Source organism: Thermaerobacter subterraneus DSM 13965, from assembly GCF_000183545.2.
Classification (GTDB): Bacteria; Bacillota; Sulfobacillia; order Thermaerobacterales; family Thermaerobacteraceae; genus Thermaerobacter; species Thermaerobacter subterraneus.
The window spans coordinates 1,221,652-1,237,983 of the sequence record NZ_JH976535.1; the positions used below are offsets into that span (position 1 = coordinate 1,221,652).

The 16,332-nt window shown below is 68.0% G+C and carries 14 protein-coding genes and 1 pseudogene; 12 read left to right on the forward strand and 3 right to left on the reverse strand.

What is annotated here, in order from left to right; all coding sequences use genetic code 11:
* Nucleotides 1-6 precede the first annotated feature (6 nt).
* From THESUDRAFT_RS05055 to THESUDRAFT_RS05070, 4 genes are all read left to right on the forward strand, one after another.
* A complete protein-coding gene (locus THESUDRAFT_RS05055; RefSeq protein ID WP_169328706.1) occupies nucleotides 7-1,425 on the forward strand; it encodes an Nramp family divalent metal transporter in 1,419 nt (472 codons plus the stop codon).
* 148 nt (nucleotides 1,426-1,573) lie between these two features.
* Nucleotides 1,574-1,942 carry an ArsR/SmtB family transcription factor gene (locus THESUDRAFT_RS05060; protein WP_006903667.1) on the forward strand — a complete coding sequence of 123 codons (369 nt, stop codon included), beginning with the start codon at nucleotides 1,574-1,576 and terminating at the stop codon, nucleotides 1,940-1,942.
* 36 nt (nucleotides 1,943-1,978) lie between these two features.
* Nucleotides 1,979-4,285: a heavy metal translocating P-type ATPase gene (locus THESUDRAFT_RS05065; RefSeq protein WP_006903670.1), complete on the forward strand. Its 2,307-nt coding sequence runs from the start codon at nucleotides 1,979-1,981 to the stop codon at nucleotides 4,283-4,285.
* A gap of 138 nt (nucleotides 4,286-4,423) precedes the next feature.
* Nucleotides 4,424-5,047 carry a class I SAM-dependent methyltransferase gene (locus tag THESUDRAFT_RS05070; protein WP_006903671.1) on the forward strand — a complete coding sequence of 208 codons (624 nt, stop codon included), beginning with the start codon at nucleotides 4,424-4,426 and terminating at the stop codon, nucleotides 5,045-5,047.
* A 280-nt stretch (nucleotides 5,048-5,327) separates the two neighbouring features.
* Here the strand turns inward: THESUDRAFT_RS05070 and THESUDRAFT_RS05075 are convergent, their stop codons facing one another.
* The 3 genes from THESUDRAFT_RS05075 to THESUDRAFT_RS05085 form a co-directional block, all read right to left on the reverse strand.
* A complete protein-coding gene (locus THESUDRAFT_RS05075) occupies nucleotides 5,328-6,566 on the reverse strand; it encodes a 4Fe-4S binding protein (protein WP_207635420.1) in 1,239 nt (412 codons plus the stop codon).
* A 212-nt stretch (nucleotides 6,567-6,778) separates the two neighbouring features.
* Nucleotides 6,779-7,351, reverse strand: a complete 573-nt coding sequence (locus THESUDRAFT_RS13300) for a hypothetical protein (protein ID WP_006903673.1) — start codon at nucleotides 7,349-7,351, stop codon at nucleotides 6,779-6,781.
* Entirely contained in the window at nucleotides 7,344-7,742 is a 399-nt protein-coding gene (locus tag THESUDRAFT_RS05085) for a FixH family protein (RefSeq protein ID WP_006903674.1), read from the reverse strand. Before THESUDRAFT_RS05085 ends, THESUDRAFT_RS13300 begins: the two co-directional genes overlap by 8 nt.
* 400 nt (nucleotides 7,743-8,142) lie before the next feature.
* Between THESUDRAFT_RS05085 and THESUDRAFT_RS13690 the strand changes: the two genes are divergently transcribed.
* The 8 genes and pseudogenes from THESUDRAFT_RS13690 (at nucleotide 8,143) to ltrA (ending at nucleotide 16,228) form a co-directional block, all read left to right on the forward strand.
* Nucleotides 8,143-8,442, forward strand: coding sequence for a hypothetical protein (locus THESUDRAFT_RS13690; RefSeq protein WP_040826292.1), 300 nt, complete (start codon nucleotides 8,143-8,145; stop codon nucleotides 8,440-8,442).
* Nucleotides 8,382-9,119, forward strand: a complete 738-nt coding sequence (locus THESUDRAFT_RS13695) for an MFS transporter (RefSeq protein WP_169328708.1) — start codon at nucleotides 8,382-8,384, stop codon at nucleotides 9,117-9,119. The genes THESUDRAFT_RS13690 and THESUDRAFT_RS13695 overlap by 61 nt, the downstream gene beginning before the upstream one ends.
* Nucleotides 9,120-9,448: 329 nt before the next feature.
* Nucleotides 9,449-9,943 (forward strand): PCYCGC motif-containing (lipo)protein, encoded by a 495-nt coding sequence (locus tag THESUDRAFT_RS05100; protein WP_006903675.1) that lies wholly within the window; start codon nucleotides 9,449-9,451, stop codon nucleotides 9,941-9,943.
* Between the two features lie 355 nt (nucleotides 9,944-10,298).
* Entirely contained in the window at nucleotides 10,299-11,687 is a 1,389-nt protein-coding gene (locus tag THESUDRAFT_RS05105; protein WP_006903676.1) for a cytochrome ubiquinol oxidase subunit I, read from the forward strand.
* Nucleotides 11,688-11,825: 138 nt separating this feature from the next.
* Nucleotides 11,826-12,844: pseudogene (locus THESUDRAFT_RS05110) on the forward strand (cytochrome d ubiquinol oxidase subunit II).
* A 194-nt stretch (nucleotides 12,845-13,038) separates the two neighbouring features.
* Nucleotides 13,039-13,734 carry an SCO family protein gene (locus THESUDRAFT_RS05115; RefSeq protein ID WP_006903677.1) on the forward strand — a complete coding sequence of 232 codons (696 nt, stop codon included), beginning with the start codon at nucleotides 13,039-13,041 and terminating at the stop codon, nucleotides 13,732-13,734.
* 16 nt (nucleotides 13,735-13,750) lie between these two features.
* A complete protein-coding gene (locus tag THESUDRAFT_RS05120; RefSeq protein WP_006903678.1) occupies nucleotides 13,751-14,251 on the forward strand; it encodes a copper chaperone PCu(A)C in 501 nt (166 codons plus the stop codon).
* A 723-nt stretch (nucleotides 14,252-14,974) separates the two neighbouring features.
* The gene (gene ltrA / locus THESUDRAFT_RS05125; protein ID WP_207635441.1) at nucleotides 14,975-16,228 is read left to right on the forward strand and encodes a group II intron reverse transcriptase/maturase; all 1,254 of its coding nucleotides are present in this window, start codon (nucleotides 14,975-14,977) and stop codon (nucleotides 16,226-16,228) included.
* Nucleotides 16,229-16,332: the final 104 nt, after the last annotated feature.

Genomic DNA, 16,332 nt, shown 5'->3' on the forward strand with positions numbered 1-16,332 from the left:
AACGACATGAAGGCCATGGCCGAAGGCCAGTGGCGCCCGCCGGCCGTAGCGGTGATGGTGGCGGGGGAAGCCGCCGGCACCAAGGTGCCCGGCGAGCGGAGCCTGCCCGAGGTCCACGGCAGTATTGCCATCCCCCGTGGGCACGGGCGATGGGCGGCGGTTCGCAAGTTCCTTGCCTACGCCGGCCCGGGCTTCCTGGTGGCGGTCGGCTACATGGACCCGGGAAACTGGGCGACGTCCCTTGCCGCCGGTTCGGCTTACGGTTACGCTCTCCTCTCCGTGGTGCTGATATCCAGCCTCATGGCCATGTTTCTCCAAGCCCTTTGCGCCCGCCTGGGCATCGCCACCGGCCTTGACCTCGCCCAGGCCTGCCGCGTGCGCTACCCGCGGCGAACCAGCTTCCTGCTCTGGGTGCTGGCCGAGCTGGCCATTGCCGCCACGGACCTGGCCGAAGTAGTCGGCACGGCCATCGCCCTCAACCTGTTGTTCGGCCTCCCCCTGCTCCTCGGCGTGATCTTGACGGCTCTCGACGTGGTCCTGATCCTTTTCCTCCAACACCGCGGCTTCCGTTACGTGGAGGCGCTGGTGGTGTCGCTGATCGCCATCATCATGGGCAGTTTCTTCCTCAACCTGCTCTATGCTTCCCCGGCCCTGGGGCCCATCGTGGCGGGCCTCATCCCGACGGGGCGGCTCGTGCTGGAGCCGGAGATGCTCTACCTGGCGCTGGGTATCCTCGGCGCCACGGTGATGCCGCACAACCTGTACCTGCACTCGAGCATCGTTCAGACGCGCGCTTACGGCTCCGACGAGCGGGACAAGCGGGAGGCCATTCGCTACGCTACCGCGGACTCCACCATCGCCCTCGGTATCGCCTTCTTCGTCAACGCCGCGATCCTCGTGCTGTCCGCCGCCACCTTCCACACCCGCGGCTTCACACAGGTAGCGGAGATCCAGGAAGCCTACCGGCTGCTGAGCCCGTTGCTCGGGGTCCAGGCGGCAAGCCTCCTGTTCGCCGTGGCGCTCCTGGCCGCCGGCCAGAATTCCACGCTCACCGGCACGCTGGCCGGCCAGGTCGTGATGGAGGGATTCCTCCGCCTGCGCCTGCCGGCCTGGCTGCGGCGGCTGATCACGCGGCTGGTAGCCATCGTGCCCGCGGTCCTGGTGACGGCCCTCGCCGGCCCGTCCGCAACCGCGCAGCTGCTGATCCTCTCCCAGGTGATCCTGTCCCTGCAGCTCCCCTTCGCCGTGATCCCGCTGATGCAGTTCACCGGCGACCCGCGGCTCATGGGCCCCTTCGTCAACACCGGTTGGATGAAGGTCCTGGGCTGGGCCATCGCCTTGACGATCACGGGACTGAACGCGTTCCTCCTTTACCAGACGGTGGCGGGGCTCCTGGGTGGGTCCGGGGCGCCCATGGCGGGGTGAAAGGGGCCTTCCCCGGGTACGCGCCCGGTCGCCGGTGGTCGAACCGGGAGGGCGGAACGAGCGCCGGCGGTTGACATCCCCAGCGCCGGTCGCTAGTATGGACGTCGATTAAACGATTATGGAAGAATCAAATGAGGAGGGGCCGCCCGTGACAGCATCACGGCAGAGAGCCCGGAATGACGTGTGCGCGAGCTTCGACCCCAACGGCGAGCGCGTCGCCGCCCTGCGCGAGCGCCTCGTGGAAGTGGCGGGACTGTCGGAGTTGTTCCAGGCCCTGGCCGACGAGACGCGCACCAAGATCCTCTACCTGCTGGCGTCCGAGGAACTCTGCGTCTGCGACCTGGCGGCCATCCTCGACCTCTCCCTACCCGCCGTGTCCCACCACCTGCGCCTGCTCAAGACGATGCGGCTGGTCAAGTACCGGCGGGAGGGCAAGAACGTCTACTACTCCCTGGCCGACGAGCACGTCCTGCGGCTGATCCAGGTGGCCCAGGAGCACTACGAAGAAGAGCGCTAGCCCCCAAGGCGGGAAGGCGCGCCGGAGGGATTGCCGATGAGCACGGACACACGGCGGGAGCCTCTGCACAGCTATGTCCTGGAGGGCATCGACTGCGCCAGCTGCGCGCAGCGGATCGAGGATGCCCTGCGCCGCGAGCCGGGGCTGGAAGACGCCACCGTCAGCTTCGCCACGGGGTCCGTCCTGCTTCCCCCGGCCCAGGTCGAGCGCGCCCGGCAGATCATCGCCCGCGTCGAACCCGGCGTCCGGCTCGTCACGCCGCGCCAAGACACGGGGGCTGCCGCCCGGGACGGGACTCGTCAGGAGGGCGTTTTTCCCCACGGGACGAACCCGGCGCCGGATGCGGCGGTACATCCCACGGGAGAAACCGTGGGAAGGGCCGCCGGGAAGGCGGTGGCGCCGCGTTCGTCCGGCGAGGAAAGGACGGGCACGACGGGCCAGGCAGAGCGGCCGGCTGAAGAAGAGGAACATCACTCCACCTACCGCCGCCTGGCGGCCATCGGCCTGGCCACTTTGGCGTTCCTGGCAGCCACCTTCCTCCACCCACGGGTGGATGGTACGCCCCTCGCCCTGGCGGTGGACGCCGCGCTACTGGCCGTTTACTTGTGGGTCGGGCACGGCGTGATCGGGGCCGCCCTTCGCAACGCCCGGCGCGGGCAGCTTTTCGACGAGAACTTCCTGATGACCGTGGCCACCGCGGGCGCCATCGCCATCCACGAGCTGCCCGAGGCAGTGGCGGTCATGCTGTTCTACACCGTCGGCGAGTTCTTCCAGGACCTGGCCGTGCAGCGCTCCCGGCGCTCCATCCGGGCACTCATGGACCTCCGGCCCGACTACGCCCACGTGCGGCGGAACGGTGAAATCCTCCGCGTATCGCCCGAGGCGGTGGCCGTGGGCGAGGAAATCGTGGTCCGGCCCGGGGAGCGCATCCCCCTGGACGGCCAAGTGGTCGAAGGATCGTCCTTCGTGGACACCTCCGCCCTCACGGGAGAATCGGTGCCCCGGCGGGTGGAACCCGGCGACGAAGTGATGGCGGGCATGGTCAACACCCGAGGCCTGCTCACCGTGCGGGTCACCCGGCCCTTCGGCGAGTCGTCGGTGGCCAAGATCCTGCGGCTGGTGGAGACGGCGGCCGCGCGCAAGGCACCTACGGAGCGTTTCATCACGACCTTCTCGCGTTACTACACGCCGGCAGTCGTTGTGGCCGCCGCGGCGATCGCGGTCATCCCCCCGCTGGTGGTGCCCGGGGCGGAGTTCGGCGAGTGGGTCCGGCGCGCGCTGGTCCTGCTGGTGATCTCGTGTCCCTGCGCGCTGGTGGTGTCGATCCCGCTGGGCTACTTCGGCGGCCTCGGCGGCGCCTCGCGGCGGGGCGTGCTAGTCAAGGGGGCCAACTACCTGGACGCCCTGACGCGCCTGGACACCGTCGTTTGGGACAAGACGGGCACGCTGACGCGGGGCGTCTTCAAGGTGGTAGAGGTCACCCCCTACAACGGGTTCTCCCGCGGCCGGGTCCTGGAGCTGGCCGCCCACGCCGAGGCCTTCTCCAGCCACCCCATCGCCGCCTCCATCGCCGAGGCGTACGGCCAGAGCGTGGACGAAGCGCGCGTGTCGGGCTACGAAGAGGTCGCGGGCCATGGCGTGCGCGCCCGTGTGGACGGGCAACTAGTCGTTGCCGGTAACGACCGGCTCCTGCACCGCGAGGGCATCCCTCACGAGACCTGCGAGGCCGAGGGCACGGTGGTCTACGTGGGAGTGGATGGCGCGCTGGCGGGGCGCATCGTCATCGCGGACGAGATCAAGCCCGAGGCGGCGGCGGCCGTGCGCGCGCTGCGCGAACTGGGCGTCCGGCGCCAGGTCATGCTGACGGGGGACGACCGGTCCGTCGCCGAGAAGGTGGCCGCAACGCTGGACCTGGACGATGTGCACGCCAACCTGCTCCCCGAGGATAAGGTGGCGGCCGTAGAGCGGCTGGACGCCGAGCGGCGCCAAGAGGGGCGGCCCGGCGCCCTCGCCTTCGTCGGGGACGGCATTAACGACGCACCGGTGCTGACCCGGGCGGACATCGGCGTCGCCATGGGCGGCCTCGGCTCGGACGCGGCCATCGAGGCGGCCGACGTAGTGATCATGGACGACAGCCCGGCCAGGCTGGCGACGGCCGTGTCCGTGGCCCGGGCCACGCGCCGCATCGTGAAGCAGAACATCGCCTTCGCCCTCGGGGTCAAGCTGATTTTCGTGCTCCTAGGGGCCGCGGGAGTGGCCTCCATGTGGGAAGCGGTATTTGCCGACGTCGGCGTCTCCCTGCTGGCCATCCTCAACGCCACCCGCGTTCTCCGCGCGGGATAGGCAGGAGCAGTGAGGCACCCGGAGCATCAGCGATGGCGGGGCGGCAGGCGACGATCGCGACAGGCCGTCGCCTGCCGCCCCTTCCCTGACCGCCGTGGACATACCCGCCGTGTGGGCCTAGGAAAAGGAGGGCCGGATTTGCCGGTCAACACAAATTTCTGGAATCGGATTCGCTACACTATTTACAGCCCCTTTTATGACCGGATTGCTTCGTTTCCCCAGTGCCGCCGCCGCTCGATAGAGATCCTACGCCCAGCCGAGGGAGAACGGGTGCTTATCATCGGAGCTGGAAGCGGCTTGGATATCCCGTACATTCCAAGCAGCGTGCATATTACCGCCGTTGATGTGACCCCTGCGATGGTGGATCGCCTGCGAAGGAGAGCGCAACACCTGGGCAGGTATGTGGACGCCAGGGTGATGGACGGGCAAGCGCTGGACTTTCCATCCGAGTGTTTTGATGCGGTGATCCTACACCTGATCCTGGCGGTGATTCCGGATCCGTTCGCCTGTATCCAAGAGGCTGCTCGCGTCTTGAAGCCAGGTGGGCGAGCCATTGTTTGGGACAAGTTCTTGCCCGATCATGAAGAGCCCTCTATGGCCAGGCGGTTACTCAACATCTTCAGCCATGTGGCCTTCTCCGACATTAACCGGAAGCTCGGACCTCTGGTGAATAGTACGAACCTCGTCATTGAGCACCAAGAATTGATGCCGGTAGCCGGACTTCCCTACACGATCGCGCTCCTCAGAAAACCGCAATCCTGACACGTTCGGCACCTGCCCCGAGCCCGTCCGGGCACGTGAGGAAGGCAAAACCGCGAGGAGGTCCCGGCGCGCACGCCTGGTTCCGTCACGCGGGCACTCTGTCGCTGGCCGGCGGCGCCCTCGCCGCCATTAGCACCGCCCTGCACCCGATCATGCCCGTACTGGAGCGCAGGCCACTCGCGCAGGTGAGCGCCACCTACTCTCCCTGCCCGTCGTCGACGTCCTGGCCGTCGACACCCTACCTTGGTACAGGTGGTGCGCAACATCGCCGGGAGGGGTTTCACATCATGGTGCCCCGCATGTCCATCGGTTGCTGCAGCAGCCAGAGTCCGGCGGTCATGAGGATCAGCAAGAGCGCTACCCACGGCAGGGCGGCCCGTGCCGCCGCCCGCCGGTCGCTCCACTGGTCCAGGGCGATGAAATAGACGGTGACCAGAGACAATGTGAAACCCGCGGTAAGTAACACGATTTCCAGCGGCAACAGCCATGGACGTGGCAGGAGGGCGGCCAGCTGCCACGCGGGCGAGCCCAGGAGGGGCTTTCCCGTCACGTCGAGCACGAAAGACTGGGTCACCGGTACGATGGTCAGCGCGCCGCTCAAGAAGTGGAACAGGTAGTGGGCCAGCCACATGCCGAATCCCATGGGCGCCAGGGCGTAGGTGTACCGCGTCGCTACCCGTAGCAGTGGTTCCCGGGTTCCCGTGAGCCAGCGGGTCATCCCCGCCGCACCCCCCACCACGAGCACCGGTACCACCAGCATGCCCGTGACGAAGATGATGCCCCACGCCGGGCCATCCGCCCCAAGGCCGACGGTGCTCGCTAGCCACTCCTGCAGCGCGTACACGGGCGATACCATCCCGAAGGCGTTGACAAACGCGGCGGCCGTCAAGGCCAGGACCAGCCAGGCCAGGTCGGGGCGAAGGCTGAGCCGGCCGATCCCTGCCCGCCGGGTATCCATCCACAGTTCTGCCGCCGGCACCCGGGCCAACACGCCCACGTTGCTATACGGGCACGCATGCACGCAGTCCAGGCAGAACGTGCAGTCCAGGTTGCCCGCTTTGGCCTGCTGGAACAGTCCCAACTCGCACCCCGGAATGCCGTCACGACCCTTGATGCAATCTTTCGTTCGGCACGCAGCACAAACATCAGGATCGCGGACCGCCACCTCAAAGGGCGAATGGATGGCGTTGACAAAGTTGAACTGGCCGATGGGGCAGACGTACTTGCAAAAAGGGGCCCCCGCGAACACCGCGTCGATGACGAACGAGGCTACGAAATACCCCACGGCCAGCCAGGCGGTAAGCCACGGGCTGGCCCACAGGTCCCAAGCCTCGTAGGCCCAGAAGAAGGCCAACAGCAGCCCCGCCGCTAGCCACTTGTTCCTCAGCCATCGCGGCCAGGTCCGCCCGTGGGGGAAGAACCTGCGCGCCAGGCGGCGTGTCAACATGAAGGGGCACGCCATGCAGAACACGTTGCCCGCGATCAGCAACGCCAGTACGACGAGGCCGCGCCAGTGCACCCACGGCAGTACCCCTGCCAGGTTCTTTGGCGACAACTGTGGGCCGGTCAAACCGTCAAAAATGACGAGCGCAGCTGTCAGAAGCAGGGGGATCTGAAGCGCGGTACGCGCATGACGCCAGCGCAAGAACCTGCCCACCCAGGGAAGGCGTGTCAAATCCACACCCTGGCCTTGCTTGGTCGGGAGCGGTTCCTGCAGCAGAACGCCCCGCATCACCCGTGCACTCCCTTCCGGCGCCCGGGCGGCCAGAAGGCCACCCCGGCCAGAATCGAGAGGATCGCGAGGCCCAACAGTGCCGGGAGCCATATCCACCAGGACCTCTGCTGGCCTTTGAAGGGAAACACCAATTCGAGCCGGCCAATCTTCCCTTCGCCAATGGCAAGCGGGGTCGTGTTCGAAGCCGTTTCGCCCTGATCGCGCAACACCACGTGTAACGTCCATGCGCCTCCCGGCGGAGCAGTCAGGCGACCGCGCCAGCGACCCGGCCCGTCGGCGGGCTCCAGGGAGATGTCGCGCGCTCTCTCATCCTCCGGACTGCCGGCGCCGGTGGTGTTCTGGGGAACGAGGCGCAGATTCACCGTAGCCGGAACGGGCTGCCCGCTGTTGGCCCCGCTGACCGTAACCAGCACCTCCGCAGGTTGACCCGGCTTCAGCGGATCGGGTCGAAAGGTGATGACTGCTTTCAAGTCCTCACTATGCGCCTCGACCGGAGCTGCGGTGGCCAGCACCAGGAGCCCTGCCAGCAACACCAGGGCCTGTCGGAAGCGCACATATGCATCATTCACCGACGGTCACCTCGAAAGTCCGTGTGAACGTCGAGCCCTCAGAGGAACGCAAGGTCACCGTCAGAACCCAGTCGCCGTTCATCGTGAACCGGAAGTCCTGTGTGACATACCGGCCCGGATCTGTTTCAACGGCAGTGGCGAAAACGGGCTGCATGCCGGCATGAGTCATGTTCCCCTCCACCGACACCTGCAGATTTGATACTGGTTGCCCGCGGTCGCTGACGATGAAGACAAGGCGTGCCTCGCCCACCACGGGCGGATCGGGCTCCAGGACCAGCCGGACGTCGGGACCGCCTTGGCGACCGGTGCCCTCCGTTTTGGAGCGACAACCAGCCAGGGTTACAATCATGACCACGAGGAGAAGCAATGCGATGGTGCGCTGGAGGCACATGCGCGGGCACCTCTCCGTTGTCTTCTGCACGGATCTGTACGGACGGCCTGGGCTGCTTCTCAAAACGGACGCCATGTCAATTCGCGCCTATCCCCCGGGGGTATGGTCCTATGAACGTTCTTTGGATAGCCATCGGTGCCGTGCCCTACTGGACTTCGGATCTGGGCCCTATAGAGCGGGGAAAGCCACTAGCAAGTTGAAGGAAGCGCTGGCCGGCTAGCTGCGCCAGGTGTGAGTACCCACGGCCGGCACTGCACGCTGGAGGAGGACTATCCGTGCCTGAGGCCACCGCCCATCGCGACGAATCGCGCGTCCCGGGGCACCAACGACCCGCGCGCCGGCTTCCCGTCGCCGTCTGGATCCTCTTGGTGGGGAGTTCCTGATCCAGGTCGGCAGTTACATGGTGGTTCCTTACCTGATGGTGCTGCTGCCCCAGAACCTGGCCGTCTCCACGCTCACCGCCGCGGCGCTCGTCTTTGTGGTCAAGTTCTCCGTTCAGGCCTCCAGTGTAATCGGCGGGCCGCTGGCCGACCGGCTCGGCACGCGCCGCATGCTGGTGCTGGGCCTGCTGCTGCGCGCCGCGGGCATGGCGGCCTTCGCCCTCACCCGTCATGTGGGCTGTCATTCGCGGCCAGCGCGGTGGCAGGCTTGGGCAGCGGGCTCTATGCACCCTCCACCCGCGGAGCCATCGGTTCCCTGACCCCTTCCCCGCTGCGCACCTATGCCGTTTCCCTGCGCGCGGTGGCCGCCAATCTGGGCATGGCCACCGCACCGTTGGCGTTCCTGGTGCTGGCCGCGGTGGACGTAGACCTCGTCTTCCTGGTATCGGCCGGCCTGTTCGCGGCCCTGGCCACCCACCGGGCCCTGCCGGAACTGCCGGCGCAGGCGTCGGTGTCGCTGCTCACCATCCTCAAGGAGGTGGCGCGGGACCGGCAGTGGCTGGCCTTCGGCGCACTGATCGCCCTGGCGTGGTCGCTGTACGGGCACCTGGACTCCAACGTGATGGTCTGGGCCAACGAGCGGGCCGGCCTGGGGGGCATGACCGCCGTGGCGGCGGGCTACGCGGTGCTGGTGGCCGTGCTGCAGATGCCTGTCACCCGGTACGTGGCCACGCGCCTGCGGCACTGGGACGTGCTGACGGCGGGAACTGCCCTGACAGCAGCGGGGCTGCTGGCGGTCGGCATGGCCCGCAGCCCGGTGGGCGCTGCCGTGGCGGTGACCCTCTTCGCCCTGGGCGCGACGCTCCTCGTACCCGGGGCCGACCTGGTGACCAGCGACGTGGCTCCCCCGAAGCGGGTCAACACATACTTCGGCGCGGCCGGCTTGTTCTCCACCCTGGCGAGGCCAACAGCGCGCCCGTGGGCGCTGCCCTGCTGACCCGCTGGCCGGGAAGTCCCATGGCTTGGTTCCTCCTGGCCGGGATGGGGTTCGCCCTGGCGCTGGCGCTCCTGGGTGGTGGGCCGCAGTCTGGGGCAACAGGCGCCACGTTATTGACCTGCGAAGTCGAACCATGCCCATACCCCTTGAGGGGCAGGACGTGGCCGGGCAAGGCCAGCCCTTGCCCAAAGCGGGGCCATTGGGAGACAATACTCAAGGCCTGTCAGCGGTATTGACGGCGTTGGACGCTCAGCGTTTAGCCCACACACTCAAGGGAACACGGGGGACGATGGCCGGCCGCAGAGGATGGGCGTGGGGAGGTAACCAGGATGGCTAGCCTTGTAAGAGGCTACGTGAGAGGACCGTTCTCGCGGTACCATTGCTGCCTTGCACTCGCCCTCGTGCTCGCGGCAGCACTGCTTGCAGCGTGTTCGGACGCGACGACGCCCTCCACCAGCGGCCTTATCGCGCGACCGGCTGAGAATCAGTGGCCCGAGGCCTTCTGGCAGGCCTCGCCGGACGTGCAGGAAGCGTACCGCTTCGCGGTGACAAACCCGCGCGTACTTGAGTACATGCCCTGTTATTGTGGTTGCGGAAACCAGGGCCACACCTCCAACAAGGACTGCTACATCGACGAGGTTCGCCCCGACGGCTCGGTGGTGCTCGACCCGATGGGCTTTGGCTGAGGGGTTTGCGTCGGCATCGCGCGTGACGCGATGAAGCTGCACGGTAAGGGGAAATCCCTTCGCGAGATTCGCTCCTATATCGATGAGAAATATGGCCAGTTCGGACCGGGGACCCGCACCCCCCTCCCGCCCCTGTAGGCAGCGGGGGTAAACTTCAGCCCGCTACGACAATGGGGTGTGACGGGATCGCTTGCCGAGGTGAACCCGGTTCCCAACCCCATATTTAACCGCCGGCTCCCTGCACGAGGCCCCGCGAAGACCCGGGGCCCTTTCCATTTTTGCCTCTGGCAGCGCTCCGGAGGAACCCGTGTCCTGCCCAGATCCCGGCAGCGATTAGGGAGGACAACCGGGCTCAGGCCCGACGACCCGTACCGCACGCATCCAGTGTGTGCCTGACGGCCACCGGGACACTCGCGTGCCATTCCGGGGACATGACCGATGGCATGAGAGAACGTGGAGCGCCCAAGATGGCAGGGGAAGGGGGCGACCGCGCGTGGACTCGCTGCTCGCAGCCCGGCTGCAGATGGCCATCTCGCTGGGTTTTCACATGGTCTTCGCCGCGCTGGCGGTGGGCATGCCCTTGCTCATGTTGCTAGCCGAGGGGCTGTACCTGCGCCGGCGAGACCCGCGCTATCTGGAACTGGCCCGCACCTGGTCCAAGGTGACCGCCATTACCTTCGCCATCGGCGCGGTCAGCGGCACGGCCTTGTCGTTCGAGCTCGGGCTGCTGTGGCCGCGGTTCATGGAGGTGGCGGGGCCGGCCACGGGGCCCGCTTTCACCCTTGAGGGATTCGCGTTCTTCACAGAGGCGATCTTCCTGGGGCTGTACCTCTACGGGTGGGAGCGTCTCTCACCCGTGGCCCACTGGCTGACGGGCATCCCCGTGGCCATCAGCAGCGCCGCTTCCAGCGTGCTGGTTACGGCGGCCGACGCTTGGATGCAGAATCCCGTCGGGGCGGAGACGCTTGTGGCCAACCCCGAGGCCTTCGACCCCATCGCCGCGCTGTTCCGAAATCCCGCCTGGCCGGTCATGGCCGTGCACTCCACGCTCGCCACGTATGCGGCCACCGCCTTCGCTGTGGCCGCCGTCTACGCCTGGGCGGCGCTGCGCGGCCACCGGGACGAGATGCGGCGCAGCGCCCTGCGCATGGCCGTGGCCATGGCCACCATCAGCGCGCTGCTGATGCCGGTGACGGGCCACACCAGCGCCCAGTTCGTGGCCGGCAACCAGCCGGTCAAGCTGGCGGCAATGGAGGCCCAGTTCAAGACCGAGCGTGCCGCCCCCCTGCGCCTGGGCGGCCTCCCCGATCCCGAGGCACAAACCGTCCGCTATGCCATCGAGGTCCCGGGAATGTTAAGCTGGCTGGCCTTTGGCGACACATCGGCCGAGGTCCCGGGACTGGACCGGGTGCCCCGGGATCAATGGCCCAACGTGCCGGTGACTCACATCGCCTTTCAAATCATGGTCATCGCCGGCATCCTGATGGTGCTGGTCGTCGCCTGGTACTGGTCTGCCTCCTGGCGCCGGCGCGGCCGTGTGCTGTATGACCGCCGCCTGCTGTGGGGTCTTGTGGCCGCCGGTCCCCTCGGCTTTATCGCCCTCGAGGCCGGGTGGGTCGTCACCGAGGTCGGTCGGCAGCCGTGGATCATCCGAGGCGTCATGCGGACCAGCGAGGCGGTGACACCTGCGCCCGGCGTGGTAGGCACGCTAGTCGCCTTCACCCTTCTGTACGTGCTCCTCAGCGTGACGCTGATCTGGCTCTTGCGCCGCATCGGCCACGGTGCGGGGACGGCCCGGGGCGCGACCGCCGCAGCGCCGGGCAATGGCACGCCGGTGAGGAGCACTCCCGCAGGGGCCGGTCCCGCGGGCGGCTCCTCCTGACGGGGCAGACAGGACCTGGTCCCCGGCTGGCCGGGGGCTGGCGCCCCCCGCTCCGAGCCCGGTACGGAGGTGAGCCTCATGAGTCCTGCCGCACCCGTCGACCCGGGTACCCCGGAAACGGTCATTGCCGTGGTAATGATGGCCGCGCTAACCGCCTACGCCGTCCTCGGCGGGGCGGACTTCGGCGGCGGCGTCTGGGACCTGCTGGCGCGCGGGCCGCGGGCCGAGGCACAGCGGCTCGCCATCGCCCGCGCCATGGGACCGGTCTGGGAGGCCAACCATGTCTGGCTGATCTTCGTCATCGTGCTGCTGTTCACGGCCTTCCCGCAAGCCTTTAGCGCCCTCAGCATTGCCTTGTTCCTCCCCTTTCACCTGGTGCTGGCGGGCATCGTGCTGCGCGGGGCCGCCTTTGTCTTCCGCGCCCCGGGCGCCGCGGCGGCGGGGCCCCAGCGGGCCTGGACCAGCACGTTCGGAGCGGCGAGCACCATCACGCCCTTCTCCTCGGCACCAGCCTGGCGGCCATCTCTTCCGGCGGCATCCGCGTCACGGGTGGTGCCGTGACGGTGGACCCACTGTATGCCTGGTTCAGCCCGTTTTCGCTGCTGGTCGGGGCGCTGGCCGTGGCTCTGTTTGCCTACCTGGCGGCGGTGTACCTGGCGGTGGAGACGGCGGGTGAACTGCGGGAAGACTTCCGGCGGCGGGCGCTCGGCGCCGGCGCCGCCGTGGCGATCCTGGCGGCCATCTTGCTGCCGCTGGCCCCGCGCACTGCGCCACACCTGTGGGAGTTGCTGTCTGAACGGGGCCGACCCCTGATACTGGCCGGAGCGGCCCTCGCCGCCCTTTCCGGCTGGCTGGTGTGGCGGCGGCACTACCTGCTGGCCCGGGTGGCGGCGGTGGCAGAAGTGGTGGTCCTGCTCTGGGGATGGGCGCTGGGCCAGTGGCCTTACCTGATCTACCCGGACGTGACCGTGTTCAACGCGGCCGCCCCGGATGCCATCCTGCTGTTCGTGCTGCGGGCCCTTCCGGTAGGGTTGCTGATTTTGATTCCCTCCCTCTTGTTCCTGTTTGCCGTCTTCAAGGGGAACAACCCTGCGACGGAGGAATGGCGGGGAAACCCGCAACCCGGCAGCAGTTGGCCGGCCCGGCACGGCGAGTAGACGGCGTGGTGCCTTGGGAAGGCCCTCGCGCCGCGCGTCGCCCGGAGAGGACCTGCGCCGCTCCGCGTCCCGTCCATATAGGGCCTGCGCCGGATGACCGCGGCACCCCGCTGGGCTACGATGAGACTGAGATCCAGTGAGTAGTGGAGGACGCGCGCTGCCGGTCATCTCCCACGAACAGGAGGAACGGGAAAGTGAGAAAGCTGTGGTGGGTCGGCCTGGCCGTCCTGGTGCTCCTGGCGGCCGGCTCCTGGTGGTTCGGCACGCGAGCCGGTTCGGACCAGCCGGGTGGTCCGGGCGCCGGGCCTGCAGGTACGCCCGCTCCTAGCTCGGGGCAGGGAACCGCCGGCACGAACAACGGCTTCAAAGGCATGGTCTTGCAAAACCCCAGGGAGGCGCCCGACTTCGAGCTGAAGGCCGCCGACGGGTCCACCTTCAAGCTGTCCGACCAGCGCGGCAAGGTGGTGCTACTCTTCTTCGGGTACACCAACTGCCCTGACGTCTGCCCGGCCACCATGGCCGTCTGGAAAGAGCTGGGCAAGCGGGTGAAGGATCGCGCGGACGACGTGCGCATGGTCTTCATCACGGTCGACCCCGAGCGGGACACGCCAAAGCGGCTGCGGGAGTACCTGCCGAAGTACGGCGAGCACATCGTTGGCCTGACGGGTACCCAGGAGCAGTTGAAGCCGGTCTGGGACGCCTACTCGGTCAAGCCGGAGCGGGTCGAGATGCCAGACAGCGCCCTGAAATACGCGATGGCGCACCCGGCCCAGGTGTACCTGATCGACCCCGAGGGTAAGATCCGCTTGCTCTACCCGCTCGGCTACAAAGCCGAGGACATCGAACACGACATCCGGTTGCTGCTGGAGCAGCGACAGAACCGGGGTTGAGAGGAGGGCCCTTCGCATGGCTACCCACTTCGCCCGCCGTGCCACCCGGCGCGGCATCCGGGCCGCGGTCCTGGTATTGCTCCTCTTGATGCTCGCCGCCGGCTGCGGGCAGAGCGCCGAACAGAACCCCGGGAGCGGCACCGGGCAGGCCGGGGAACCGGCCGTCACGGTGACGGGGGCGTGGGTGCGGGCCGCCAGCAAGGGAGACATGTCCGCCGCCTTTTTCGTGGTCGAGAACAAGGGGAGCAAGGCCGTGCGCCTGACCGGCGTGCGCACCGACGTCGCGGCGACAGCGGAGATCCACCAGACCACGCAAGAAGGGTCCACGGCTCGGATGCAGCGGGTGGAGGGGATCGAGGTGCCGGCGGGAGGCCGGGTGGAGCTGGCCCCAGGCGGCTACCACGTCATGATGATGGATCTCCAGCGCGACCTGAAGGCGGGCGATCAGATCCAGCTCACCCTGCAATTCGACGGCGGGCACGAGGTGACCGTCACAGCCGAGGTGCGCGAGCCTTGATGTCGACGCACCAAGCCTATTCCGACGGGTAGCACGCCGCGCCTTATTCCCCGCCCGGGGTCCGCGAGTCCTCCTGCCCGCGGTGCGGGTCGGCACTCGCCCGAGGACGGACAACATACGGTCGAACGGAGGGAGGCAGCCTTGCGGCTGCCTCCGGCGTTTGCTGTGCGCCCGGCATGGGCGAGTGCTAAGGGGTGAAAGTCCCCTGCGGAGGGTGGCCCCGTACAACCGCTAGCCGAAGGCAAGGGTGCCCGCGGCGACGCGGGATCCGAAGGAAGCCGGAGGCAAAGTCGCGACCCGACGACCAGGAACCGCGGGCGAGGCAGTGCCGACTGGGCGAGCCGGCAGCACACGGCGAAGCCCGAGATGGGCCGAAGGGCGGCGCTGTAAACGCGGCGGGTGTGCGACGAAAGTGCTCGCTCTTACCCGGGGAGGCCTGCCGGTAGGCCAGCATGGCTGGCAACCCGCGACCGCAAGGCGCGGCTGAGCCGGCAGGAGTCAGCAGAGGCCATAGTACCGCCGGCCGGGCCGGCGGGAAGGGCCGAACGTCGAGTCCGGGAGGGTGTTGGCGCGTTCGCGCCGGGCGCAAGGAGCGCAGCCAACCCGAGAGGGCCTTGCTCCAGGAGGCGGCGGTGAATTCCGCTGGAGCCTGGGCGAGAGCGGAGCGCCCGGCCGGGACAGACCGGCGGCCCTCCCCGCGGAGGACGTGGTGGCGTGGACCTGATGGAGCAGGTGGTGGTCCGGGAGAACATGTGGGCCGCCCTGCGACGGGTGGAGCAGAACCGGGGCGCACCGGGCGTCGACGGGATGACCGTCGAGCAGTTGCGCGGCTTTCTGCGGGAGCGGTGGCCGCAGGTGCGTGCCCAACTGCTGGCCGGAACCTACAAGCCGCAGCCGGTCCGTCGGGTGGAGATTCCCAAGCCCGGGGGCGGCACGCGCTTGTTGGGCATCCCGACCGTCCTGGACCGCCTGATCCAGCAGGCTTTGCTGCAAGTGCTGACGCCGATCTTCGACCCCGATTTTTCGGAGCACAGCTACGGCTTTCGGCCGGGGCGCTCCGCCCATCAGGCGGTCGAAGCCGCGCGCCGGCACGTCGAGGAAGGCTACACCTGGGTGGTGGACCTGGATATCGAGAAGTTCTTCGACCGGGTCCACCACGACGTCCTCATGGCCCGGGTGATGCGGAAGGTTGCGGACAAGCGCGTCCGGATGCTCATCCGCCGCTACCTGCAGGCCGGTGTGATGGTCGGCGGGGTGAAGGTGCGGACGGAGGAGGGCACGCCCCAAGGCGGCCCCCTGAGCCCGCTTTTGGCCAACATCCTGCTGGACGAGCTGGACAAGGAGCTGGAGCGGCGGGGACACCGCTTCGTTCGCTACGCGGACGACTGCAACATCTACGTTCGCTCGGAACGGGCGGGGCACCGGGTCATGGCGGGAGTGCGACGCTTCCTCGAAAAGCGGCTGAGGCTCAAGATCAACGAGCAAAAGAGCGCGGTGGACCGGCCCTGGCGACGCAAGTTCCTCGGCTTCAGCATGTACCGCGGCCGGGAAGGCATCCGCCTGCGCGTGGCCCCGCAAACGGTGCAGCGGCTCAAAGACCGCATCCGCGGCCTGACGAGCCGGACCTGGCCGGTTTCCATGCCCGAGCGCATCCGCCGGATCAATGTCTATTTGCGCGGTTGGCTCGCCTACTTCCGCATTGCGGACATGGCGGACCTGCTCCGCAACGTGGAAGGTTGGCTCCGGCGACGCCTGCAGGCGTGCCTTTGGAAGCAGTGGAAACGGCCGCGCACCCGGTTGCGGGAACTGCGGGCCCTGGGCCACCCCGAGTGGCGAGCCCGGCAGTGGGCCATGGCGCGACGCGGGTACTGGGCCATGGCCGGTGGCCCGCTCAACAGCGCCCTGGGCAAGCCGTACTGGCTTGCCCAGGGGCTGCTGAGCCTCACTCAATGCTACCACGAACTTCGCCGTGCTTGACGAACCGCCCGGTGCGGACCCGCATGCCGGGTGGTGTGAGGGGACGGGGCCTTCACCGGCCCCTCCTACTCGATTGCATGGCTTCCACGTTTACAGAACGTTTA